This is a genomic window from Pseudomonas sp. MOIL14HWK12:I1 (genome assembly GCF_000510705.1).
Taxonomy (GTDB): domain Bacteria; phylum Pseudomonadota; class Gammaproteobacteria; order Pseudomonadales; family Pseudomonadaceae; genus Chryseomonas; species Chryseomonas oryzihabitans.
The window spans coordinates 660,143-684,305 of the sequence record NZ_KI783307.1; the positions used below are offsets into that span (position 1 = coordinate 660,143).

Genomic DNA, 24,163 nt, shown 5'->3' on the forward strand with positions numbered 1-24,163 from the left:
TTCGCTACGCACGCCTGAAAACTGCTTCGGTCGTAATTGTCCCGATAACAGGATCTGGCTCGCCAGCAGGCTCGTGACCTGGCTGGCCGCAGGCTGTTCAGCAGAAGGTGATAGGAGTATATATAGTGATCGCTACAGTGTGAGTGCTTAGAAATTACTACTTAATTAACTCTGGGTTAACAATGAGTCAGACCCTCGATCTCGCCTTTTTCCATCTGCTCGCGGAGAAGGGCAGCCTGGCGGCAACAGCCCGTGATCTGGGCGTGACGCCGCCGGCGGTGAGCAAGCGTCTGAGCGCGCTGGAGGCACGCCTGGGCATTCGCCTGGTCAATCGCACCACCCGCTCCATGAGCCTGACCGCCGAAGGTGAGATGTATTTCAGCCACGCCGAACGTATCCTCACTCAGATCAATGAGGTGGAGCAGCTGGTCAGCAGTTGTCGCGCCACACCCAAGGGCCTGATACGCGTCAATGCGACCCTGGGTTTTGGCCGGCGCTATATCGGCCCGGCCCTAGCGGCCTTTCATACCCGTTATCCGGAAGTGAAGGTGCAACTCGAGCTCAGCGATCACCCTCTGGATCTTGCGACCCATGGTTTCGATCTGGCCATCCGCATCGGCAACCTCCCGGATGCGGCTTTCCACGCACGCAAGATCGCCGCCAATCGCCGACTGCTATGCGCCTCTTCCCTGTATCTGGAAAAGCATGGCACCCCGACCCGACTCGCGGACCTGCAGAACCATAGCTGTATCTTTCTACGCCAGAATGAGGCGACCTACGGCGTCTGGAACTTCAATCATGGCGGGCGAACCCAGAATGTTAAGGTCCATGGCGTACTGAGCTGTAACGACGGCGAGGTGGCCCTGAATTGGGCGCTGGAAGGGTATGGGATTCTGCAGCGTTCCGAATGGGATCTGGCCCGCTATGTACGCAGCGGTCGCCTCAAAGTCGTGTTGGAAGACTACACCGAGCAGGCGGATATCTATGCGGTGTATCCGCAACAACTGCATCTGTCGGCTCGAGTGCGCAGCCTGATTGATTTCCTGGTCGAGCGTTTCTCCAACATCAACGCCATGGGTGAAGATTCAGGCCATCCTGAAGACTGACTACATCCTGCTGAACTCCGGCCAGGTGGCGAAGGATGGCCGTCTTCGCCGAAGCAGGGATTTTCAAGTGGTCAACGCCAGGGTGCCGAATCTCAACCTGGCTGCCGTAGATCTGCCGCAAAATATCGTCACGCCTGCTCCAGGCCCAATGGTGAACAAAAAGGATGGCATTGCCGCGGGTATTGCCCAGGTCATTACTCGATGCCCGAGAAGGTAGCGGTAGCGGAGACACTGACTACTGCGCTGCGCTACCGCCACGCTGGCAACGCCCAGCCGCCTTGCTGCTGGGCAGGGATGGGCTGAGGCTGGCCTGTCTCAGACGTCAACGATCCCCAGGACCTTGGCGGTCTCGGCGCGACTCTGCCGGCAGGCCGCCGCATCGGTCTTTAGATCGAGGCCGTAGGTGGGCAGGATGAGTCGCAGCGCCGGCAGCCAGGCGTCTTCGGTGAGGCGCTCCGGGAAGCAGGTTTCCAGCACCTCCAGGGCGATGGCCGCCGCCGTCGAGGCACCGGGCGAGGCGCCCAGCAGCGCGGCGATGGACCGATCCGCAGCGCTCACCAGCTCGGTGCCGAATTCCAGCTCACCCTTCTTGCTCAGCAGGCCGTGCTGGCCGGTGGGCTTGATGGTCTGCACTCGCTGCCCGGCCACGGCTTCCTGCCAGTCGCGCTTCAGCGCCAGGGGGAAGAATTGCTGCAGCATGGCGAACTGCTGGTTGGCGCTCTGGAAGATCTGCCCGATCAGGTACTCGGTCAGGTCCATATTGTCCTTGGCCACGTTCAGCAGCGGCAGGATGTTGTCGTGGCGTAGCGAGGTGAAGAGATCGGTCAGGGCGCCGTGCTTGAGGAAGCGCGTGGAAAAGCCCGCATAGGGTCCGAACAGGAGCGAGCGCTGGCCACCGACGATGCGGGTATCCAGGTGCGGTACCGACATCGGCGGCGAACCCGAGGGTGCCTTGCCATAGACCTTGGCCTGGTGCCGTTCGGCCAGCGCCGGGACATCGCAGCGCAGCCAGATGCCGGAGATGGGAAAGCCGCCAAAGCCATGGCCTTCGGGGATGCCGGACTTCTGCAACAGCGGCAGCGAACCGCCACCGGCGCCGATGAAGACGAACCGGGCGGTGACCTCAGTCCGGCCGCCGTGCTCGACGTCCTCCACCGTCACCCGCCAGCGACCGCCGTCGGTACGGGCCAGGTCGACCACCCGCTGGTGGTAGTGCACGGCGAAGCCCGATTGCTGGCTGAGCTGGCGCACCAGCAGGTGGGTGAGGGCACCGTAATCGACATCGGTCCCGGTGACCATGCGGGTCGCGGCCACCGGTTCGTCGGCGCTGCGCCCTTCCATGATCAGCGGTGCCCACTCGGCGATCTGCGCGCGGTCTTCGCTGTATTCCATGCCCTGATAGCAGTGGTGGGCGCTCATGGTGCGGTAGCGCTCAAGCAGGAAGGCGACGTTGTCCGCACCCCAGACGAAACTCAGGTGCGGGCAGGCGTGGATGAAGGCCTGCGGGTCGGGGATGGCGCCCTTGCGGACCAGGTGGGCCCATAGCTGGCGCGAGAGGTCGAACTGGGTGTTCACCTTGAGCGCCTTGGCGATGTCGACGCTGCCGTCGTCACGTTGCGGGGTGTAGTTCAGCTCGCAATTGGCGGCATGGCCGGTGCCGGCGTTGTTCCAGCCCTGGGAGCTCTCCTGGGCGCAATCGTGCAGGCTCTCGAACAGGGTCACGCTCAGGCTGGGGTCCAGCTCCTTGAGCAGGGTGCCCAGGGTGGCGCTCATGATGCCGGCGCCAATCAGCACGACGTCGGGTGAATCCGTGGAAGACAGGGACATGATCGGTTGCTCCAGGTCAGGCGGCGGTATGGGGGACGAAGCGCAGGTCGGCGCCGGGTTCGTAGAGGACATAGGCACGACGCCAGGGCTCGTCGCCGAGCAGCTTCCAGCGGTGCCCGGAGCCGGTGTCGTCCTGGGCCAGCAACACGTCGCCGGGCCGCAGCACGAAGGTCTGGCCTGACTTCACCTCGAATTCCAGGGTGCCGGTGAGGGTGATGACGAATTGGGGCTGCGGGTCCTGGTGCCAGGCGAAGGAGCCCCCCGCGGTGGTTTCCTGAAAGGACAGTTCGGTGACCGCGATCGGCAGGCCCGACGCCTTGCCGTGCAGGCCTTCGCCCAATTCCAGATGGCCTTCCTCGAACAGCGAATCACCCTCGCTGCCGGTCCAGAGCCGTACACATCGAATAGCCATTTCCGTCTCCTAAAGCCTGGGTGAGTGATCGGAGTGGGCGGATTTGCCGGATGACACAGGGCATCCGCCAGGCCCTGAATGCGGGTGCGCCGCCTGCTACAGATGGGCGGCCAGCACGATGCCCAACGCTATGCCCGGGATGGCCAGCAGGGTGCTGAACAACACGCTGCGCGCCGCGTCCTCGCTGTAGACGCCATGGGCCATGGCCAGGGTGGGCGCTGCCGTGGCGGCAGGCAGCACGCCGAGCAGGAACACCTGCTGGAGCAGCTCGCCCTGCAGGCCGACGGCTACGCCCACAGCGAGCATCACCAGCGGTTGCAGCAGATTCTTCAGCCCCAGGTTGAGGACGATGTCGCGATCAAGGCTCGGCCGGATGCCAGACAGGATCAGGCCCAGGGTGAACAGGGCAACGCCGCCGGCTGCCCGGCCGATCTCGTCCGTCGCCGACACCAGCAGCTGCGGCAGCCGGATACCCAGCAGCGCGCAGGCGAGGCCCAGCAGGGGCAGCAGTACCAGGGGCTGACGCAGGGCCTTGCCGAGCGCCTGGCGCGCGCCGCCGCCGCTCAACAGCACCAGCGACAGCGGGAGCACCAGCAGGGTGTAGATCAGGTTGCCGACGATCACCGCCAGCACGGCGGAGGGGCCGACGGCAGCGATCAGGACGGGCGGCCCGCAGTAGGCCATATTGGGAAAGGACACCGTGATGGCGCGCATGGTCGCTTCGCGCCAGGTGTGCCCGCCCCGGTAACGACCGAGCAGCAGACCCAGCAGCCAGATCCCGATCAGGCCGGACGCCAGGGTTGCCACATAGGGCAGGTTGAGAATCTGCTCGGGACGGGTTTTGGCGGCGGCGAGCAGCAGCGCAATAGGCAGGGCGAAGGTGACCACGAAGGTGGCGAGAGGCTTGCTCGCCGTTTGTTGCAGGATGCCCCAGCGGCCGGCGCACCAGCCCAAGGCCGTGACGAAGATGATGGGGGCGAGTGCCTGAGAAATGGTTTCGATCATGGCCGCTGCCTCGCCGTCACAGAGACAGGAAGCGCATTGCCAGAGTGCCTTGGATCAGCGAATGAACGGCTTGACATCCGAAACTCCCAATTCCGCGTAAGGCTGTCGGTAGTGGAGGAGGGCAAGGTGGTGTAGGCACGCAGGTAAGCGATACAACAGGATCCGCTGCGTTTGAAAGGCTCTACAAAGACCCTCTGCCTTTTCTATGATGGCAAAGGGACATGTTCGTTTACAGAGTTTGATTACCGTTCGTCTGAATTAGACCTTGGTCTAATTTCAATACCAGGCAGATAGATATTCCACCGTACGACGGCCAGGCCGGGAGGATTTAGGACGTTATGCAGGCCGTCTAGATGGCCCCGAGGTCCTTGACGCTGCGTTCCGCAGGGCTAGAGGTCCAGGAGTCAGGTTGGCGCGCTCCGCCAATTACGGCGACGCCGTCCTCTCACTCGAACGACGTCATCGTTACTCCGTCCTAGCGCTCGCTCGGTACCGCTCGGAGCCCGTCGAGTATCACCCGGATCGGGTCGTACTTCCCGGGTCGCAACCCTGCGTCAGCCTGCCGGCCGGTTGCCGACAGGACCCGGGAGGGGAGGTGGTACCTGGAGGCGCGGCGACGTCTACACGCGGAACCGGCGAATCTGTCCGTTCAGCTCGACTGCCAGTTCAGACAGCTGCTGGCTGGCGGCGCGGGTCTGTTCTGCGCCGGTCGCCGTCTGGACCGACAGGTCGCGGATCCTTACCAGATTACGGTCGACCTCGCGGGCCACCTGCGCCTGTTCTTCCGCGGCACTGGCGATCACCAGGTTCCGCTCATCGATACCCGACACCGACTGGGCGATGGTCTCCAGGGCGCCGCTGGCGGCCTGCGCCTGTTCGCGGGTCTGGCGCGCCTGGTCGGCACTGGTCAGCAAGGCATTCACGGTCTGGCCGGTGCCGTGCTGGATGCTGCCGATCATCTTCTCGATTTCGCGCGTGCTGTCACCGGTACGCTGGGCCAGGCCCCGGACCTCATCCGCCACCACCGCGAAGCCGCGACCGGCATCGCCTGCCCGCGCGGCCTCGATGGCCGCATTGAGCGCCAGCAGGTTGGTCTGCTCGGCCACCGAGCGGATGACGTCGAGGACCTGGCTGATATTGCGGGTCTGTTCGGCCAGCTCGCGAGCGCGATCGCTGGCGCTCATCACGTTGTCGGTCAGGGTCTCGATCGCAACCAGGGTATTGCCCAGCTGCTGCTGGCCGTCACGCGCGCTGGCCGCGGCCTGGCGCGAATCGGTGGAGGTGGAGGTGGCGTTGCCGGCCACTTCCTCGACCGCCTGGCTCATCTCGGTCACCGCGGTGGCGGCCATCTCGATCTCGCTGTTCTGCTGCTGCAGGCGGTTGGCGCTCTCCTGCATGACGGCGGTCATTTCCTCGGCGGCGGAGGCCAGCTGGGTGGCCGACTGGCCCAGATGGCCCAGGGTGTCGCGCAGATTGGTCTGCATCTGCTGCATGGCCTGCAGCAGTTGGGCAGCCTCATCGTGACCACGGGCGTCCAGGGTCTGGGTCAGGTCGCCGCTGGCAATGACCCTGGCCGCGGCCACCGCGGTGGCTATGGGGTAGGTCAGGCTGACCGTCATGCGCCAGGCCAGCAGGAGGGTCAGGCCCAGCGCGAGGCCGATGGACAGCCAGGTGATCGTCTTGGAGTGGCTATAGGTGATGCCCGCGTCCTCGGTGGCTGCCTTGACGTCCTCCTGGTTCACCTTGCGCAGGGCCTCGGTGCTCTCGTTCATCTTGGTGCCCAGTTGGGCCATGGCCGCCTGCACCAGGGCCCGGCCTTCTTCCACCTTGCCGGCGGCGACCAGATCGGCCAATTGGTTGACGTTGTTGAGGTAGTCCCGGTGGACCTGGCGCAGGGTCTCGAAGGCCTGGCGCTCACGGTCGGAGCTGACCATGCCGGCATAGCGGCCGAAGGCGTCGGCGACCTCGCCACTGATGCTCTCGATCTTCTTGCGCGTGTTGGCGACGGTAGCGGCATCAGGAATGGCCAGCAGGCGCAGCACCTCGATGCGGGTCCGGGCCAGTTGCAGGGCCAGGTTATCGGCTTCCACGATCCCCGGGATGCTGCTCGTTTCGATCACCAGACTCTGGTCCCTGATCTGCGACATCTGGGTGATGCCGAAAATACCCAGCCCGGCTACCAGCAAGGCGAGGAGGCCGAAGCACAGCAGGCTGCGGGTGGCGATGTTGAACGCGCGAAGGGTCATATCCATGTACCGGTTGAGGAGTGTGAGAAACGTAACGGCAAGGGTCGCGGTAACTTGAGAAAAAAGCTGTCTAGAACGCGGGTTTCAGCCGATTTTCGCTGTGAGGGCTTGAATCCGGGCAGTCGGTACGGGCTTCCGCCGGAAGAGCGACAGTCGTCTGCGGGATGAGTGACCCTGACCGTCACTCCAGGCGGTTGGGGCGGTCCCGATCGGACCTGCGCTCGAGGCTGCCCAGGAAAAGCCTGGACTAGGCTGCGAAGCGCGCTTGTTGTTAGCCTGTGCTTTCTGTGGCTATGGCCGTGAGCGCGAAGACGATGACAGACCGCCAGTTGATCATCCCTGACAGCATGAGCCTGCTCGTGGAGCGTGCGGGTTATGTCCCCGCCGTGAAGGTCGGCAAGACGCTCTATTGCGCAGGGCAGGTGGGCCGCTCGCCGGACCTGGAGGTTATCGAGGACCCCGAGCAGCAATTCCGGGCAGCCTGGGAAAATCTTCGCACTGTCCTGGCCGCGGGTGGCTGCACCTTCCAGGACGTGGTCGAGCTGACGACGTTCCACGTCGACCTGCCCAGGCACATGCCGGTGTTCAGGCGCGTGAAGGATGCGCTTTTTCCCAGGGGGACATGCGCCTGGACCTGCATCGGCGTCGCCGAGCTGGCCCGTGCCGGACTCCTCGCGGAGATCAAGTGCATCGCCGTGCAGCGATAGACCTGGCCGGCTGCGGCCAAGCATCCCGGTTGCCTTTGTTCTTGCAGCCCTCACTCAGCACGGCAAGGCTGGTGAGCGCGTCGGAAGACTCCGCTGCTCGGCCTGCTGAGCGCGGTCTCCGCGAGCGGATTTGCTGCGTCCTGGCTGCCTTGAAAGCGCATTGCTCTCCTCGCGTGAGCGACCCTTCCTGTCGCGCGATCGGCATTGCCGGCAGAATGTCGGTTGCGGCATTCGACTGCGCGATCCAGGGGCGCGATTCTTCAACCGGTTCAGGAAGCACTGAGATGCGGGCAGATGGCAGTGAAACGTCAACGAATTACCTCTTGCTGGGCTATGTCGATGCCGAGCTGTTGGCCCTGTACCAGGCCGGGATAGTGCCCACCCTCGAACTGGCGCGCACCCAGGCGGCGTTGACCGCCAAGGGTCAGGGCGAGGGGACAGCGGTGGCGCTGTACCTCCAGCAGGGCGCTGCGCCCGAGCGCATGGGTAGGCCGGACCCGAGCGAGGCCGCCCAGGCGGCTGAAGGGGGTGAGCCGCCGCCCGTTCCCTCGCTGGAAACCCTGGCTCACCATCTCGCCGAGGACCACGCTGAAGCCCGAGAATGGCCGTCCCTTGGCGGCGCTGAACCACAGTTGGATCTGCCTGACGATGGGGAAGACTACTCGGCACAGGAGCGGCTCGAAGCCATTCACCTGGCGCTGGCCGCGCTCGAGGCCGAAGAAGAAATCAGCGTTCCGCTGCTCAAGCAGGTACCGGCGAAGTCAGCACCCTGAGGTCCTCCTGAGGCGAGTTGTCGGTCTGTCGAAAGGCGCTCAGGCAGATTCGTACCCAGGCCGCCTCTGACTTGCCGGAACCAGGGCCGTTGGGCACTCATTGCGCACCCAGGCCTTGCTGCAGGAAAAGAGGTGGTGGCAATTAGCCATGCACGCGATTAAGGTTAACAACCCTAACCTCAGTCTGTGTCATTCTAAGCGCCTTCTCCGCCGTTTCTTGCACTATGACCGCCTCACGAAGACCTCCTCGCGGTGCAGGCCGCACGGCCAAGCCCGATTCCCTCCGCGCTGCTCATGAGCAGATCACCCGCAACAGCGGCACCCTCGCCGATATCGCCAACCTGATCGAGATGGAAGGCAAGGCCAGGCCCGGGCGTGAGCAGCCTGCGCCCGCCACGCGCTCCCGTGCCGACGCCGGCAACCCGGCAGCGGCGTCCAAGGCCAAGGCGGCCGGGCAGACCGACCCTGGCCACTTACTGGTGCAGCCCGTGTTCGGGATACCGCTGGTGGCGCTGCTGGTCTGCGCCCTGATCCTGGGCGCCGCCGTGGGGGTGCCGCTCGGCGTGGTCACCTACGGGACCGCGCTCTACACGGCGGTCCTGGATAGCTTGGCGATCTTCTAAACGGGCCGGTGGCCGCTCTGCAGGCTGCCGTCATGGGCGGCCAGCGGCCGGGCCTCAGGCTTCCAGGGACGCCATCAGCTGGAATTCCTGACCGCTCGGCGCGGCCGCCGGCCTGCCCAGCAGATAGCCCTGGGCGAGCCGGACCCCCAGTTGCTGCAGCAGCGCCAGTTGTTCCGGGGTTTCCACGCCTTCGCAGAGCACCTCCAGCTTCATGGCCTTGCCCAGCAGCAACAGGGAGCTCAGGACCTCGCCCCGCTGTTCCTCATCCTGGATCGCCAGGATCCGCCGATCGATCTTGATCAACTGGAAGGGCAGTTCGAGGATGGGGCCCAGGCCGGCGAAGCCGCTGCCGAAGTCGTCCAGGGCCATGCGGATGCCCAGCAGCTGGAGGAGGGCGAAGGACTGGCGGGTCCGGGTATCTATGACCAGTTCCACCCCTTCGGTGACTTCCAGCACCAGACGATTCGGCGCCAGGCGCGAGAGTCTGAGGGCCGCGGACACCCGCTCGTGCAGCATGGGATCGGCGAATTGCAGCGGCGAGAGATTGATGGAGACGCTCAGGTGCGGGGGCCACTGACTGGCCGCGAGACAGGCCTCCTTCACCACCCATTCGCCCAAGGCGATGATGAAGTTGCCCTGTTCGGCCAGCGGGATGAACACCTCGGGCGAGACCAGGCCCAGGGTTGGGTGCTGCCAGCGCAGCAACGCCTCGTAACCCGTCACCTGCCTGGGCTCGACGCGGTAGATGGGCTGGTAGTGCAGCAGGAATTCGTTGCCCACCAGCCCCTTGCGGACATCTTCCGGCGTGAGCAGCTCGGCATGGTCCAGAGGCGCGCCGAGGATGGCATCGATGCCGCCCTCGAAGACCCGGTCACGGCCATCGCGCTTGGCGCGATAGAGGGCGCGATCCGCACAGTCGAGCAGGTCCTCCGCGGTGCTCAGGCCGGCAAGACCGCTGCGGGCGATGCCGATGCTGACGGTGACCTGGGTCTTGTCATCCTGGCGGCCCTGGTGCGGAATCCGCAGGTCGCGAACGCGCTGCAGGATGGTCTCGGCGACGTCCAGCGCCGCTGACGGACCGATCCGCTCCAGCAGCACGACGAACTCCTCGCCGCCATAGCGACCGACCCGATCACCCGGGCCCAACCCGACCGCCAGGGCCTTGGCCACGGTGCGCAGGCAATCATCCCCGGCAAGATGGCCGTAGTAGTCGTTGTAGCGCTTGAAGTGGTCCACGTCGATCAGCAGCACGGCTCCCTGTTCGCCGGCCAGGCGCCGCTGCCAGAAGGCCTCCAGCAGCAGATGGAGCTGACGCCGATTGGCGAGGCCGGTGAGGGAATCCGTTTCCGAGAGGATCTGCAGATCCTGGTTGGCCGAATTGAGTGACGCCAGGCGGACTTCTTCACGCAGCTTGTAGAGATAGGAGCGGCGCCCTTCGACGTTCAGCCAGTAGCTGGCCAACAGGGAAAAGAAGGCCATGACGATGGCGTTGGTCATCATCAGCCCACCCACGATCGGTGACACCGGCGCTTCATGGACGGCCAGGGCGATCACCGACAGGGCGAAGCCATTGAACAGCAGGGCCGGCAGCAGCGGACTCTTCATGCAGGTGTTGACGAAGGCCAGCATCAGCGGCCAGGTAAAGATGAACAGCGTCTGAATCATCTCCCTGCCCGACGGGCCATTGATCACCAGGTTGTAGACCACCAGCAGGCCGACATAGAACGGCAGCGAGGCCAGGGTTTCGCGCCAGCGCGTCGGTACCCCGCGCAGCAGCACCACGACCAACAGCGCGAAGGGTGTGGCGATCCCCAGCATCTGGGCGGCCGCCCAGGGCAGGGCGTCTTGCAGCAGCAGCCACCACCAGATCAGAAAGCTGTTGTAGCTCAGGGTGCCGATGAGCAGGCAGCGCGTGAGGTGACGCGTGCGCTGCTTATGGATGTCCAGCTGAAACAGGCGCTCCAGCACCGGGGCGAAGGCAAAGGGCCCGACCGGCTGGGCAAGCGTTTGATCGACGAGCCGACCCAGCTCTGGGGAGGTTTTCATGGCAAGCCCGGGCTGACAGGGTGGATAGCGACGTCCGAAGATAGACGTGTAATGTCAATATGATGGCATTCTGGGACCGCCTTCTCGTTTGGAGATTCGTCCCAGATGACCAGTGGTTGAGTTGGAGAACCTGACGGTCCGAGCCCCTGCCACAGGCCGCTGTGGCAGGGGGCTGGGCGTTTTTCAGACCTTGAAGCGGGTGGTCATCTCCTGCAGGCGTACGCCGATGCGGGCCAGCTCCATGCTCGAGGACGCCGTCTCTTCGCTGGCGGCCGCGGTCTGGTCGGAAATGTCGCGGACATTGGTGACGTTGCGACTGATCTCTTCGCCCGCCGCACCCTGCTGTTCCGCAGCGCAGGCGATCTGATCGTTCATCGATTCGATGTCCTTGACCGAGCGGGTGATGCGCTTGAGCATCTCGCCCGCCTCGCGCGACAGGCCGACGCTGCTGTCGGTCAACTGCACGTTGTGGTCGAGCACGGTCGCCATGCGATCGGTGCTCTGATGCAGGCCGGTGATGAGCTGGGCGATCTCGTCGGTCGAGGAGCGGGTGCGCTGGGCCAGGCCGCGGACCTCGTCGGCGACCACCGCGAAGCCGCGGCCCGCCTCGCCGGCCCGAGCGGCTTCGATGGCGGCATTGAGCGCCAGCAGATTGGTCTGCTCGGAGACGGCCTTGATCACGTCGAGCACGCCGCCGATGCTGTCGGCATGGCCACGCAGGGTGGCCATGGCCGCCTTGGTGGATGCCATTTCCTGCGCCAGCAGTTCGATCTGGGCGACGGCCTTGTCGACCGCCTGGTCGCCCTGCTGGGCCTGCTGACTGGCCTCCTGTGCCGAGCGGGCGGCTGCCCCGGCATTGCGCGCCACCTCGTGGGTGGTCGCCGTCATCTCCTGCATCGCGGTGGCGATCTGATCGGTCTCGATCTTTTGCGCCTGCACGCCGGCGCTGGTCTGCTCGGTCACCGCCGACAGCTGCTCGGCGGCACTGGCGACCTGGACGACGCCGTCCTTCATCTCGCCAATGAGTCCACGCAGGTTCGTGGTCATCTGCAGCATGCTGAGCTGCAGCGCGCCCAGTTCATCCTTGCGGGTCACCTCCAGCTGATGGGTGAAGTCGCCGTTGGCGACCGTCTGGGCCAGCAGAACGGTGTCCTTCAGGGGGCGGACGATGGAGCGGGTGATCAGCCAGGCGCCCAGCAGGCCCAGGGCGATGGCGATGGCCAGCCATACCAGCAACAGCTGACGTGCACCGCTCACATCCGCCAGCTGGAATTCCTTCTGGATCGCGGTCAGCTTGTCGGCCACCGACAGCAGCGTGGTGATGGTGGTGGTGATTCCGGCCTGGCCCTGATCCACCTGGACCTGGGCGGTGATCAGCTGTTGCAGGCGCTGCTGGTAGCCGGCGAGTTCCTTGCCAAGCGTCTGCAGCGTCTCGGTCGGCAAGGCGCTGGTCGTGGCGAGTCGTTTGACCTTTGCCTGGATACCGTCCAGGGCACCCTGGGCCGCGGCCTCGCTTTCCTTGGTAGGCGTGGTGGCATAGCTGCGCAGGGCAATGCGCATCTGCTGCAGGTCGATGAAGAGGGCCGCCACCTGCTGGCGGTCTTCGACTCGCCCATCCGGGGCGTTGGCCGCCGTGGCCAAGGCCAACACATAGGTGTTGGCCGCTTCCGCCGTGGCGGTCGCCGCCTGCTGGATCGCCGCACGCTCCCGCGTGGCGGTCACGACCTGGGTGTAGAAGTCCCGATAGCGCTTGAGTGCGCCCTGGGCTTCGCTCAGCAGGGCTTCGTTGGCCTTCGAGTTGAAGTTGGGGACGATGCTCTGCAACTGAGCTTCGATCTTGTCCAGTGCGGCCAGCCATTTTGCCGCCTGGGCATCGTCGGCCTTGACGATATAGACGAGGCGCTCGATGCGCATGTCGCGCGCCAGAGTGCTGTAGCCGGAGATGTCGCCGATTCGTTCGCTGCGATCGCGCAGGGCGTCCGTGGCTTGCCAGCCGGTGTAGGCCACCAGCAGGATCATGCCGATGAGCAGGGAGAAGCCAAGCGCCAGCTTGGCCCGGACGCTGATGTTGCTGAGGAAATTCCAGCCATTGTGCTGCATGAGGACTACCTGGATAGAGGCCGGCGAGGACGAGTCTCCGGCGGACATGCGGTAATTGTTATCGCGATAGTTTTTCGCCCGCGGACGGACGCTGAATACCTGCCACCCTGGACGTAGCCTCCAGGGCCGTCGGTTAATCGCCGAGGCGAAGGCAGGTGCGAGTGCCCGCCAGGGGCGACCTGGACATAGCGGGTAAGTCTGACCATAACGGCGAAAAAGTGATCCATGTCACATCTTTCCCGGGGATGGTTGGTGCCAATTTATGGATGGACGGCGCCTGGCCTGCCGAGGGGAGCTCGGGTATCCGCCTGGTCAGCCGGATACAAGCCGGGTAGGGTCCGGGACAAGGGCGTGGACTGTTCGCTGGTGGACCGGAGCGGACAGCAACTTGCCAGTTACCCGAATCAGGAAATACTGTATAAAAAAACAGTTATGGAGGCTGCGCCCATGGCATACAGCCAGTCGTCTCAGCTGACTTCCTATGACCGTCTGACGATGAGGGTCTCGCGGCTGGTCATGAACGCCCGCGGGGTCCTCGACAGGCACGTCCATGTGGAGCGCCTGGAGGCCAGCAGCGAAGACTGGGCGCTGTTGCTCGAGGCCTTCGAGGAGACCGAGGGGCTGATCGTGGCCCACCGTGACGACGGCAGCATCGACCTGTTCTGGAAGGTCTGCTACGACGATTTCTGAGCGGACGCGACAGGCTCGTCCAGTGCATCCGCCCTGGCTTCGGTAAGCGGATTGTCGATTGAAAGGGAGGTTGGCAATGAACATCCAGCGTCTGGGCCCGACCTGGGCTCCCGCCTATCGCCAGTTGATGCTGGACGCCTATGCCAGGCATCCGGAAGCCTTCACCTCCAGTCCTGCAGAGCGGGCCGGGCTGCCGCTCGGGTGGTGGGAGCGTCGTCTGCAGGAGGGTGACGGAGCAGGGGAACGGGTCTGGGGCGCGACCCAGGGCGCGGAGCTGCTGGGCGTGGTGGGGCTGAGCCGCGAGACGCGGGAAAAGGCTCGGCACAAGGCGACCCTGTTCGGCCTGTACGTGCCCGATCGATACCGGCGGCTGGGCCTGGCGAAAGGTCTGCTCGGTGAATTGCTGGCCCAGGCAGCGACCTGGTCCGACCTGAGGGTCGTCCAGCTCACGGTCACCGAGGGCAATCAGGCCGCTCTGGCGCTGTACGAGCAGGCAGGCTTCAGCGTCTTCGGCAGGGAGCCGCTGGCGGTCGCCGTGGGAGATACCTGGTTCACCAAGCTGCACCTCTGGTGCGATCTGGACAGGTTGCGCCTCGGTTAGGACCCGCTCACCACATACGAAGCACCGTTGCCGCTGCGGCCTGCGAGTCGTGGTGCTGCACTTCATAAGATGTCGTAAAACTGCCTTCGAACCGCCGCCACACCGTCACATCACCGCTCTAGGCTCGCCGCCCCAAGACAGCTTGTAACAAGTTGTATCCACAGGCCCAAGGGGAAGCGCTGGTGAAACGTTCAGGTAACAAACCCGCGGTGTTGACGATCGCATTCGCGGCGTCGCTGTTGGCACTTTCGGTGCAGGCAGCCAGCCGTTCGGGCAACAACGCCATCAATGGCGTCGATCTGCTATCCGGCTACAACAAGCTCTGGACGCCCGGCGCCAGCTGGAACACCGGCACGCCCACCGCCTTCGGGGCGCCCATTCTGCAGCGCAATATCCAGTACGTGGTCGACCTCGCGAAGACCCGCACTCAGGCCCAGGAGATGGCGGCCTACTACGATGACCGCCGCGACCAGAGCTACAGCCTGATCAGCGGCCTGGGTTCACTGGCCAATGGCTACCTGGCCGGCTCCGGCGCCTTCACCACCATCCCGGTGTTCGATGCCTCCACCCAGACCACCAAGTACAGCGACAACGGCAATGGCGCCGGCGACGCCAATTCGCAGCTGGGTAAGGTGGTGCAACTGGTCCAGGCGATCCGCAACGATGCCTCCACCACCCCGGCCAAGAATGCCTACCAGTATCCGCGGCCCTGGCGCCAGGCGGGCGTGGACATCGTGCCGCTGTCGTTGCGCCCGGCCCTCAGCACCACGCCGCAAAGCGACGGCGGCTTTCCCAGCGGCCACACCAACGCCGCCTATCTCGCCGGGATCGGCTTCGGCTATGCCGTGCCCCAGCGCCTGGGCGAGGAACTGTTCCGCGCCTCGGAACTGGGCAACAACCGCATCGTCGCCGGCATGCACTCGCCGCTGGACGTGATCGGCGGGCGCATCACCGCCACCTATTTCGCCATCGACAACCTGGTCAATAACGCCCAGCTGCGCAGCGATGCCTTCGCCCAGGCCCAGGCCTACTTAGCCCAGCAATGTGGCGGCGACATCAACAACTGCGAGGACAGGATCGATCCAGCCACCGATCGGCAATCCCAGCATGCCCAGGACAAGGCGCTGTACACCGCACGCCTGACCTACGGCTTCGCCCCCGTCGGCCCGACCAACCTGGCACCGGTGGTGCCGGTCAACGCCGAGGTCTTGCTGGAAACGCGCTTTCCGTATCTCACCGCCAGTCAGCGCCGCGACATCCTGGCCAGCACCGAGCTGTCTTCGGGCTATGCGGTCATCGACGAATCCAACGGCTACGGCCGGCTCAATCTGATGGCCGCGGCCGACGGCTACGGCGCCTTCAATGGCAATGTCAGCGTGAACATGGATGCGAGCCAGGGTGGCTTCAACGTCCGCGACGCCTGGCGCAACGACATCGGCGGCCCTGGCAGCCTGACCAAGAACGGCAGCGGCGAACTCACCCTCAGCGGCTTCAACACCTACAGCGGCGGCACGCTGATCAACGGCGGTACCCTGCGCGGTCATGCCCGGGCCTTTGGCAGCGGCGACATCACCGACAACGCCACCCTGGTGCTGGATCAGTCGGTCAACGACAGCCTGGCCAACAACCTGCACGGCAACGGCAGCCTGGTAAAGACCGGGGTCGGCTCCCTGAGCCTGACCGGCAACAGCGACTTCGCCGGCACAACCAGCGTCGACCAAGGCCGCCTGGCCATCAACGGCAACCTCGGCAATTCGGCGGTCACCGTCAACTCGGGCGCCACCCTCGGTGGCAATGGCAGTCTCGGCAGCCTGCGCGTGGCCCAGGGCGGCATTCTCGCCCCCGGCAACTCGGTGGGGCAGCTCAACGTCAACGGCAACGTCACCCTCGACCAGGGCTCCGTCTACCAGGTCGAGACCAATGCCAGCGGCCGCGCCGATCGCCTGGTGGCCACGGGCGGTATCACCGTCAATGGCGCCACCCTGGCATTGGTTTCCAGTCCCTACTGGCAGCCGCTGGGCAGCTATCAGCTGCTGAGCGCGGGCAACGGGCTGAGCGGCCGCTTCGGCCCCATCCAGTCCGACTTCGCCTTCCTGACCCCGACCCTGAGCTATGGCGCCAACCAGGCGACCCTGAGTCTGGCGCGCAATGGCGTGGCCTTCGCCGACCTGGCCGAGGGCCGTAACGCCCGGGCCGCCGCTGCGGGCCTGGATCGCGCCGGCGCCGGCAATGCACTCTGGAATCAGGTCGCCGCGACCAATGCCGCGGGTGCAGGCTCAACGTTCCAGAGCCTGGGCAACGAACTGCACGCCTCGACCAAGACCGTGCTGGTGGAAAACAGCCGGCTGGTGCGCACTGCCATGAGCGATCGCCTGAGCGATGCCCAGAGCGAGCTCCCGTCCAGCTCCGGCATCCAGGGTCTGGCCGGCAGTCGCGAGCGCGGACTGGTCTGGACCCAGGCCCTCGGCGCCTGGGGCCACAACGACGGCAGTCACGACGCCAGCAGCCTGGACAGCCACAGCCGCGGCCTGCTGATCGGCAGCGACGTACCCCTGGACGGCGGCTGGCGCGTCGGCGGGCTGGTGGGCTTCGGCCACACCGATCTCGACCTGCGCGGCAAATCCGGCTCGGCGGACAGCACCGACTACCACCTGGGCCTCTATGCAGGCCAACAGTGGGATGCCCTCAGCCTCAAGCTGGGCCTGGCCCATACCTGGCACCAGGTGGAGGCACGGCGCAACCTGGCGATCCTCGGCACCGACCAGCGCCTGGCGCCGGACTACGACGCCGGCACCACCCAGGCCTTCGGCGAGCTGGCCTATCGGATCGAGGCGGGGAGCCTCAATTTTTCGCCCTTCGCCAGTCTGGCCCATGTGCACCTGCAGACCGACGGCTTCCACGAGCATAGCGGGGCGCTGGACCTGGACAATCCGCGGCAGAACACCGACGTGACCTTCAGCACCCTCGGCCTGCGCCTGGCGAGCAAACCGCTGGGTGACTGGAAGCTGGTGCCGAGTGCCACCCTGGGCTGGCGCCACGCCTTTGGCGACACCACCCCCGAGCATGAGGCGGCCTTCGCTGGCGGCCCGGCGTTCAAGGTGGTGGGGGCGCCCATCGCGCGTGACGCGGCGGTGGTGCGCGGGGCGCTGGACCTGGCGCTGAGCGAGACGGTCTCGCTGGGCCTGGGTTATGACGGACAACTGAGCGGTCGGACCAGGGACCAGGACCTCGACGCGCGACTCAGCTGGCGCTTCTGAGGATAGGCGTCCCGAGCGCGCGAGCGAATCGGGCATCTGGTACTGGGTACTGAAGACGGGCGAGGCCACCGGAGACGGATGGCCTCGCCTGCTTTCCGGGCTAGAAGGACGCCAGGTTGTCCGGCGTGATCAGCTGGAAGGGGACCCGGGTGAGATTGCTGCTAGTGGAGCCATTGGCCAGGCGCAAGGCCATGTCCACCGCGCCCTGACCCTGGCCCTTGGCATCCTGCAGCACGCTGACCGCCAACTTGCCCTCGCGCATCTCCTGCAAGCCGTCGGGCGTACCGTCGATGCCGCCCACCAGATACTTCGCCAGCGGCTTGCCAGCCTTTTCCAGGCCACGGATGGCACCGATGGCCATCTCATCGTTGTTGGCGGCGACGATGTCGAAGGCCACGCCCTTGTCGACCCACTGCAGGACGCGTTCGGTCGCCTCGCTGCGCTGCCAGTTGGCCGAGGCCTTCACCACGACCTGCATGTCGGGATACTTGGCCACTACCTTCTCGACGCTCTCGGTGCGCAGCTTGGTCGCCGGGTGGCCCGGTTCGCCCATGAGGATCGCCACCTTGCCCTTGTAACCGGCGCGGCGGGCCAGCTCCTCCATCTGCATCGTCGCGGCTTCCACCTCGTCGGAGCCGACGAAGCCGGCATAGGCGGGCAGGGGAGAGACGCTGGGGCGGTAGTTGATGAACACCAGCGGCACCTTGCTGCTCATCGCCAGCGCCAGCATCTCCTGGGTGTTGCTGTCGTCGATCAGATTGACGATGACCGCATCGACGTGGGCGGCGATCAGGTTGCGGTACTGGCGCAGCTGCAGGGCGCTGTCACTGTTGGCGTTTTCCAGGAAGAGGTCCGCGTCCAGGGTATGGGCGCGCTCCTCGACGTTGTTGATCAGCAGGGTGCGGAAGTTGTCGCGCTTGGAGGTCAGGACACCGATGAGCGGCGCGTTGGCCTGGGCCAGGTTGACCCAGGTGGCGGCCAGGACGAGACCGGCGAGAAGACGAAGCTTGGGCTTGAACATGAGTCGGTCCCCGATCAGACACTGAAGCGTTGCAGCAGCTCGCGCTGCCGGCTGGCCATGAGCGAAAGGTCCTCGCTGCTGCGGGCGGCGCTGTCGGCGCCTTCCGCGGCGCGGAGCGCGGCGTCGTTGATCTGCACCATCATGCGACTGGTCTCCTGGACGGTGGCGCTCTGTTCTTCGGTGGCGGCGGCGATCTGGGTGTTCATCTCGCGGATGGTGCCGACCGCCTTGCTCATGCTCTGCAGGGCTTCCCGGGCGGAAGAGGCCAGTTGCACGCACTCGCCGGACTGGGCACGACTCACCCCCATGATTTCCACCACCGAATGGATCTTCTGCTGCATCTGTTCGATCTGCTGCTGGATTTCGGTGGTGGAGGCCTGGGTACGACTGGCGAGGGAACGCACCTCGTCGGCGACCACGGCGAAACCGCGCCCCTGCTCACCGGCACGAGCCGCCTCGATGGCGGCGTTGAGGGCGAGCAGGTTGGTCTGCTCGGCGATGTTGCGGATGGCATCGACGATGCCGTCGATGCTCTGGCCATAGCCCTGCAGCTCATCGGTGGCCTGGGCGGCGACCTGGATCTGCCGCGCCTGGCGCTGGATGCTGTCGATGGTCTCGGCGACGGTGGTGCCGGTCGTGGTGCTCAGCTGGAAGGTGTGGTCGACGGCATCCTTGGTGTCGAGGGCGCGCTGGGCCACCTCGGCCACGGTGCTTTCCATCTGCGTCATCGCCGAGGCGGCGGAGCCCAGACGCTCGGTCTGCTCTTCCACGGCGCGGGTGGTGCTGGCACTGATGTCGGCATTGGCCTGGGCGGTACCCCGGAGGTCGTCGGCCGACTGGGTGAGGGTCTGCACCGTGGTCTGCAGCGAGCGGATCAGTTCGTTGAGATAGCCGCCCAGTTCGCTGAATTCGTCCTTGCGGCGCACATCGAACTGGACCCGCAGATCGCCGGCCGTGACCTGGCGCAGCGACTCGCGGAAGGCCAGCAGCGGGCGCCGCAGGCCACGCGCGACCCAGACGCCGATGATCAGGGCCGCGCCGATCGCCAGCAGGGCGACGATGGCGAGCACCTGGCGGCTGGTGGCCACGGTAGCGTCGGTATCGCTCTTGGCCTGCTGGGCCACGGCCACGGCGCCGGCGCTGAGGGTACGCAGGGCGTCCAGGGTCGCCTGCAGGGCGGTGCCGGTGCGCTGGCGCTGGGCGTCGAACTGGCCTTCGGCCGCGGCCTGCCGCTGATAGGCCTGGCGCAGGCCATCGGGCGCGGTCATCTCGTGCAGGAGGCGGGTGACCATTACCCCGACGATGCGCGCGCTGCGCTCGTCGATGGCGGCCAGGGCGCGCAGGCGATCGGTGATGACATCCTGCTGCTGGTTGAGCACCACATCCAGTCCTGGCAGATCCAGGCGTGCCGCCTGGGCGGCGAAGGCGGCGTAGGTCTTGTCCGTTTCGATCAGCAGCATCTGGGCGGCGCGGACGGCGGCAGTGGCGCCTTCGGCCTTCTGTTGCGCGCTGTAGGCCTGCAGATAGCTGGACAGCCGATTGGCCTCCGGCGTGGCATAGCCCTGCAGGGTGCGGGTTTCGCGGCGGATGGCGACCAGCTGGCGGTAGCTGTCGATGAGGGTCTTCGCCTGGTCGCCATAGGCATTGCCCAGCTTCTGCTCCTGATCGAGCGCCTGGGTCAGCTGGTCATGGGCGCGCAACAGCGCCGGCAGGCGCTGGTGCAGCTGCAGATAATCGGCGAACTGCTGCTGGAATTGCTGTTCGCGGGTGGCGATCGCCGCGGCGTCGGTCTCGGCCAGCAGGCCGAGCAGGGTCTGGTTGGCCCCCAGCAACTGCACGTTGATCTCGCCAACGGCCTGGCCAAGCGGCGCGGATTGCTCGGTGATGACCGCCAGCCGCTCATGGATGGACTGGGTACTGTTGAAGCTCACGGCGACGATGCCCAGCAGCAGGAGCACCAGAAGTGCAATGCCGCCGACCACGCGTTGAAGAATCGTCATGCTGGTTCCCTGCTTTTGTTATCGGTGTCGAGGCAGGAGGCCATCAGCGCCGGGACCCGATCGAGCGTCCCGCTACCGTCCATGGCCAACGTGCTGTCAGCCTAGTCGCATCACCGGACCTGGCCGCATCGTCCGCGGACGTGCGGCCTTGGCCAGGCGATCAGCTGTCGTCCGTGGCGTCCGCAACCCGTGCCAGGGGCTGGCGGGCCGGTTCGCTCTTTGGGAAAGGCGCGAGAGGCCCTCCCTGGCGATCCCAGATCCGCCACCTCCAGGCATGCGGCGCGCGTTCCGCCGTGGCCGCCATGCGACGGACACCTCAGGTCGCAAAGCCGGCGCGGCGGGCCAGAAACCAACCCGTGCTTCTCCAGGTCCCTGAAAGGTCTCTTTTCTCAGGAATACCCGATGTCCAAAGCTCTGCTGTGCTCCCTCGTACTGGCTACCGCCGCAACCCTGACCGCGTGCGACAAGACCTCCGAAGACCATGCCCAGGATGCCCAGGCCCATAGCCAGAAGGCCCAGGAGAAGGCGGCCGAGGGCAAGGTCGAGCGGGCCTCCAAGGAGCAGGCCAAGGCGCAGGAAGACCGGGCCCAGGCCAATGAGGCCGCGGCCACCGAAGGGCGCAACACGCCCCCCGATTCCGCCGTGCCCGGCTATATCAAGACGCCCAGCAAGGAAAATCCCTGACGTAGGCTCCGCCTCCCTTGCCGGCCGGCAGTGGGCGAATTGCCGCGCTGCTCGCGGCCGCTGGGCGCAGGGTAGGGCGGTCACGGTTACCGGTGGCTCAGGCGGATGACGAAGCCCGCCGGCTACCGCGCCCCGGGATCCCGGGGCGGATGGTCAGGGTGGCGCAGTGACGGGCTGCCAACCGGCGGCCGTTGACGAGCCGACGACAGCTGTCGTCCAGGCGAGCGACGGCTGTTTACATCCGGGCCAGGACGATTAGAGTAGGAGCCACTTCGCCACTATTCGTCCATCCTCCGGAGCCGCCATGAGCCCTTCGCGACCGATCCACTGGTATCGTGCCCGCAGCACGTTCGAAATCGTCGCCCTGGGCCTGGGGGTGATCGCCCTGGTGGTGGCCCTCGATCAGGGCCTGCGCAACTCGCCCTCCGAGCACCTTGCCGATTACCACGCCTGCAAGGGTGACGGTGGTCTGGCGCGGATGAATGCCATCGGCGAAATCGTCTGCCGGCTGCCCAGTCCGGTGATTGGCCAGGTAGCGGCCAAGACGCCGGCGGTTTCCGGTCTCTAACGACCGCCGGGCTTCTCCCTCCGGCCTGCTCACACCTGGCCTGCTCCTGTAACTGGACCCTCCCGGTCCGGTCGATCCGTCTTTTTCCGCATCCTTTCCTGATTGCGTCCTGACCCCTGGGCGTGGATCACGGCTGCCTGGCGTTGGCAATGCGAACAGCTATTGCTTAACGTAACATTTGATAATGAGAGTTTTTATCATTTAAAGTGCTGGCCCTCGCGCGACGACGCGAACAGCAGCCTTCCAGTGCACGGCGTCGGCTGCAACGCCACGGTCACAAGGATCACCATGAACACCCAAGGAACCCTCTGCCAGCCCGTCCGCCTTCGCCGCGGGGCTCTCCGTCAGCTGCTTCTGATCGGCGCGCTGATTCCCTTTCCGCTGACGGCCCTGGCCGCCACGGTGGCCGAGCAGAACGCCACGGAACTGGACACCCTGACCATCGAAGGCAATCGCCTCTACGACATGGCGCCCTCGGAACAGACCGGCGGCTATACCGTGGATTCGGCGACCGTGGGCACCAAGACGCCGGCGGCCCTGCGCGATATCCCCCAGTCGATCACCTCCTACACCAGCGACTACATCAAGGATCGCAACTTCAACACCCTGGACGAGCTGGCCAAGTCCACCGCCGGCCTGCGGGTGCTGACCAACGACAGCGGGCGCTCCTCCATCTATTCGCGCGGCTACGAATACGACGAATACAACATCGACGGCCTGCCGGCGCCCATGACCAGCATCTTCGGCACCGTGCCCATTCTCTCGCCCTTCGACCGGGTCGAGATCATGCGCGGGCCCTCGGGGCTGTTCAACAGCACCAGCGAGCTGGGCGGCATCGTCAACATGGTGCGCAAGCGCGGCACCGAGGACTTTCAGGGGCATATCACCGGGCGCTACGGCTCCTGGGACACCAACTACCAGGAGATCGACCTGGCCGGTCCGCTCACCGAAAGCAAGAATGTCCGGGGTCGCTTCGTCGCCTCCCGCGCCGACACCAATGGCGAGGTGGATTACAACGCCAACACCGACCAGAGCTATTACGGCGATCTGGACATCGACCTGTCCGACGCCACCCAGATCTCCTTCGGCCTGATCCATCAGGTCAAGAACCTCACCCCGCACAATGGCTATCCCACCGATGCCCAGGGCAATCTGCTGGACTTCAGCCAGTCGCGTTTCCTGGGGGCGGACTGGAACTACTTCGACGGCAAGACCACCGACGGCATCTTCGAGCTGACCCACAGATTCGATAACGGTGGCTATGGGCGCCTCGCCGCCCGGGCCTCGCATCGGGAGGCGGACTACCTCTATGCCTTCACCGGCGGGGCGGTGCAGGCCAACGGCAACACCAGCATCCGCGCCAGCACCCGGGACTTCGAGCAGGACGCTTATTCCCTCGACGCTAGCTACAGCCAGCCGTTCGAGACCCTGGGTCAGGTCAGCGAATTCGTCGTGGGGACCGACTACAAGCACTACGACACCGACTACCAGAACGGCAACAGCGTCCTGGGTACGGTCAATGTGAACAGCTATTCGCCGACCCGCTTCGCCAAGCCGGCGCGCGTCTACCAGACCGACTACAGCGGCGAGGATCGCGAATTCGGCCTCTATTCCAAGGTCACCTTCCGCCCCATCGAGCGCCTGGCGCTGATCGGCGGTGCCCGCGTTTCCTGGTACAGGGGCGAGGCCTATACCACCACCCTGGCCAGTGGTGCCGAGGCGGGGGAGAGCCAGAAGCACAGCGGCTTCGTCACCCCCTATCTGGGTACCGTCTACGACCTGGACGACTACCATTCCCTCTATGCCAGCTATTCCAAGGTGTACAAGCCGCAGAGCGAGCTGGACGCCCAGGGCAAGGCCGTCGATCCGCGCGAGGGTGACCAGTACGAGGTCGGTATCAAGGGCAGCTATTTCAACGGCGACATGAATGCGCGGCTGTCGATCTTCCAGCTGACGGATGAGAACCGGGCTACCCGACCTTTCGACGCCAACGGTGTGGCCATCACCACCTATTCCGAAGCGTCCGGCAAGACGCGGGTGAAGGGCGCCGAGATCGAGGTCAGCGGCAAGCTCACCGAGCAGTGGGAAATGCTCGCCGGCTACACCTACATGGATACCCAGAACCTCAGTGGCGATGGCAACACCCTGTTCGAAGCCATGCCCAAGCACATGGCCTCGCTGTGGACCAAGTACACCCTGGCAGGCGGTCCGCTGACCGGCCTGAGCATCGGTGGCGGGGTGACCGCCATGAGCGATTTCTCCCAGACCAACCAGACCTCCGGCGTCACCGTCTCCGCCCCGGGCTATGCCACGGTGGATGCCAAGTTCTCCTATCCGGTCACCAAGCAATTGACCGCGACCCTGGACGTGAACAACCTCCTCGACAAGGAATACTGGTCGCGCGTAGGTTCGGTTTCCACCTTCAACTTCCAGGGCCCCTCGCGCAGCGTGATGGTCGGGGCGCGCTACGACTTCTGAGTCCCAGGCCGACCCGGGC

At 65.4% G+C, this 24,163-nt stretch carries 18 protein-coding genes and 2 pseudogenes; 10 read left to right on the plus strand and 10 right to left on the minus strand.

Features of this window, described 5'->3' with window-relative positions; genetic code table 11:
• Window positions 1–182 precede the first annotated feature (182 nt).
• On the plus strand, window positions 183–1,106 hold the full coding sequence (locus tag PSEK12I1_RS0113115; RefSeq protein WP_027599942.1) for a LysR family transcriptional regulator: 924 nt from the start codon (window positions 183–185) through the stop codon (window positions 1,104–1,106).
• 315 nt (window positions 1,107–1,421) lie between these two features.
• Here the strand turns inward: PSEK12I1_RS0113115 and mqo are convergent, their stop codons facing one another.
• The 4 genes from mqo to PSEK12I1_RS0113135 all read right to left on the minus strand — a co-directional run bounded on the left by mqo (window position 1,422) and on the right by PSEK12I1_RS0113135 (window position 6,596).
• Window positions 1,422–2,933, minus strand: a complete 1,512-nt coding sequence (gene mqo / locus PSEK12I1_RS0113120; RefSeq protein WP_027601817.1) for a malate dehydrogenase (quinone) — start codon at window positions 2,931–2,933, stop codon at window positions 1,422–1,424.
• A 16-nt stretch (window positions 2,934–2,949) separates the two neighbouring features.
• A complete protein-coding gene (locus PSEK12I1_RS0113125; RefSeq protein WP_027601818.1) occupies window positions 2,950–3,345 on the minus strand; it encodes a cupin domain-containing protein in 396 nt (131 codons plus the stop codon).
• A gap of 96 nt (window positions 3,346–3,441) precedes the next feature.
• The gene (locus PSEK12I1_RS0113130; RefSeq protein WP_027601819.1) at window positions 3,442–4,350 is read right to left on the minus strand and encodes an AEC family transporter; all 909 of its coding nucleotides are present in this window, start codon (window positions 4,348–4,350) and stop codon (window positions 3,442–3,444) included.
• A 620-nt stretch (window positions 4,351–4,970) separates the two neighbouring features.
• Window positions 4,971–6,596, minus strand: a complete 1,626-nt coding sequence (locus PSEK12I1_RS0113135) for a methyl-accepting chemotaxis protein (RefSeq protein ID WP_027601820.1) — start codon at window positions 6,594–6,596, stop codon at window positions 4,971–4,973.
• Between the two features lie 314 nt (window positions 6,597–6,910).
• Here PSEK12I1_RS0113135 and PSEK12I1_RS0113140 point away from each other — a divergent pair, with 314 nt between their 5' ends.
• The 3 genes from PSEK12I1_RS0113140 (at window position 6,911) to PSEK12I1_RS0113150 (ending at window position 8,699) form a co-directional block, all read left to right on the plus strand.
• On the plus strand, window positions 6,911–7,303 hold the full coding sequence (locus PSEK12I1_RS0113140) for a RidA family protein (protein ID WP_027601821.1): 393 nt from the start codon (window positions 6,911–6,913) through the stop codon (window positions 7,301–7,303).
• 284 nt (window positions 7,304–7,587) lie between these two features.
• Window positions 7,588–8,076: a hypothetical protein gene (locus PSEK12I1_RS0113145; protein WP_027601822.1), complete on the plus strand. Its 489-nt coding sequence runs from the start codon at window positions 7,588–7,590 to the stop codon at window positions 8,074–8,076.
• A 224-nt stretch (window positions 8,077–8,300) separates the two neighbouring features.
• The gene (locus PSEK12I1_RS0113150; protein ID WP_027601823.1) at window positions 8,301–8,699 is read left to right on the plus strand and encodes a hypothetical protein; all 399 of its coding nucleotides are present in this window, start codon (window positions 8,301–8,303) and stop codon (window positions 8,697–8,699) included.
• A gap of 54 nt (window positions 8,700–8,753) precedes the next feature.
• Here PSEK12I1_RS0113150 and PSEK12I1_RS0113155 read toward each other — a convergent pair whose 3' ends face one another.
• The 3 genes and pseudogenes from PSEK12I1_RS0113155 to PSEK12I1_RS25345 form a co-directional block, all read right to left on the minus strand.
• Window positions 8,754–10,745: a bifunctional diguanylate cyclase/phosphodiesterase gene (locus PSEK12I1_RS0113155; protein ID WP_027601824.1), complete on the minus strand. Its 1,992-nt coding sequence runs from the start codon at window positions 10,743–10,745 to the stop codon at window positions 8,754–8,756.
• A 183-nt stretch (window positions 10,746–10,928) separates the two neighbouring features.
• Window positions 10,929–11,801, minus strand: coding sequence for a methyl-accepting chemotaxis protein (locus tag PSEK12I1_RS25340; RefSeq protein ID WP_371099734.1), 873 nt, complete (start codon window positions 11,799–11,801; stop codon window positions 10,929–10,931).
• Window positions 11,787–12,893 (minus strand): annotated as a pseudogene (locus PSEK12I1_RS25345) (methyl-accepting chemotaxis protein); the annotation flags it as partial. The pseudogene PSEK12I1_RS25345 and the gene PSEK12I1_RS25340, both read right to left, overlap by 15 nt.
• A 399-nt stretch (window positions 12,894–13,292) precedes the next feature.
• Here PSEK12I1_RS25345 and PSEK12I1_RS0113165 point away from each other — a divergent pair.
• The 3 genes from PSEK12I1_RS0113165 (at window position 13,293) to PSEK12I1_RS0113175 (ending at window position 17,393) form a co-directional block, all read left to right on the plus strand.
• A complete protein-coding gene (locus PSEK12I1_RS0113165) occupies window positions 13,293–13,535 on the plus strand; it encodes a DUF1654 domain-containing protein (protein ID WP_231501001.1) in 243 nt (80 codons plus the stop codon).
• 76 nt (window positions 13,536–13,611) lie between these two features.
• Window positions 13,612–14,136 (plus strand): GNAT family N-acetyltransferase, encoded by a 525-nt coding sequence (locus PSEK12I1_RS0113170; protein WP_037006981.1) that lies wholly within the window; start codon window positions 13,612–13,614, stop codon window positions 14,134–14,136.
• Window positions 14,137–14,348: 212 nt separating this feature from the next.
• The gene (locus tag PSEK12I1_RS0113175) at window positions 14,349–17,393 is read left to right on the plus strand and encodes an autotransporter domain-containing protein (protein WP_371099735.1); all 3,045 of its coding nucleotides are present in this window, start codon (window positions 14,349–14,351) and stop codon (window positions 17,391–17,393) included.
• Between the two features lie 100 nt (window positions 17,394–17,493).
• Here the strand turns inward: PSEK12I1_RS0113175 and PSEK12I1_RS0113180 are convergent, their stop codons facing one another.
• The 3 genes and pseudogenes from PSEK12I1_RS0113180 to PSEK12I1_RS25355 all read right to left on the minus strand — a co-directional run.
• Window positions 17,494–18,414, minus strand: coding sequence for a substrate-binding domain-containing protein (locus tag PSEK12I1_RS0113180; RefSeq protein WP_037006982.1), 921 nt, complete (start codon window positions 18,412–18,414; stop codon window positions 17,494–17,496).
• 14 nt (window positions 18,415–18,428) lie between these two features.
• Window positions 18,429–19,142 carry a methyl-accepting chemotaxis protein gene (locus PSEK12I1_RS25350; protein WP_371099736.1) on the minus strand — a complete coding sequence of 238 codons (714 nt, stop codon included), beginning with the start codon at window positions 19,140–19,142 and terminating at the stop codon, window positions 18,429–18,431.
• A gap of 144 nt (window positions 19,143–19,286) precedes the next feature.
• Window positions 19,287–20,414, minus strand: a pseudogene (locus tag PSEK12I1_RS25355) (HAMP domain-containing protein); the annotation flags it as partial.
• Between the two features lie 402 nt (window positions 20,415–20,816).
• Here PSEK12I1_RS25355 and PSEK12I1_RS0113190 point away from each other — a divergent pair.
• The 3 genes from PSEK12I1_RS0113190 to PSEK12I1_RS0113200 all read left to right on the plus strand — a co-directional run bounded on the left by PSEK12I1_RS0113190 (window position 20,817) and on the right by PSEK12I1_RS0113200 (window position 24,144).
• Window positions 20,817–21,098 (plus strand): hypothetical protein, encoded by a 282-nt coding sequence (locus PSEK12I1_RS0113190; protein ID WP_027599928.1) that lies wholly within the window; start codon window positions 20,817–20,819, stop codon window positions 21,096–21,098.
• A 304-nt stretch (window positions 21,099–21,402) separates the two neighbouring features.
• Window positions 21,403–21,666, plus strand: a complete 264-nt coding sequence (locus PSEK12I1_RS0113195; RefSeq protein ID WP_007160310.1) for a hypothetical protein — start codon at window positions 21,403–21,405, stop codon at window positions 21,664–21,666.
• Between the two features lie 288 nt (window positions 21,667–21,954).
• Window positions 21,955–24,144 carry a TonB-dependent siderophore receptor gene (locus PSEK12I1_RS0113200; RefSeq protein ID WP_027599927.1) on the plus strand — a complete coding sequence of 730 codons (2,190 nt, stop codon included), beginning with the start codon at window positions 21,955–21,957 and terminating at the stop codon, window positions 24,142–24,144.
• Window positions 24,145–24,163: the final 19 nt, after the last annotated feature.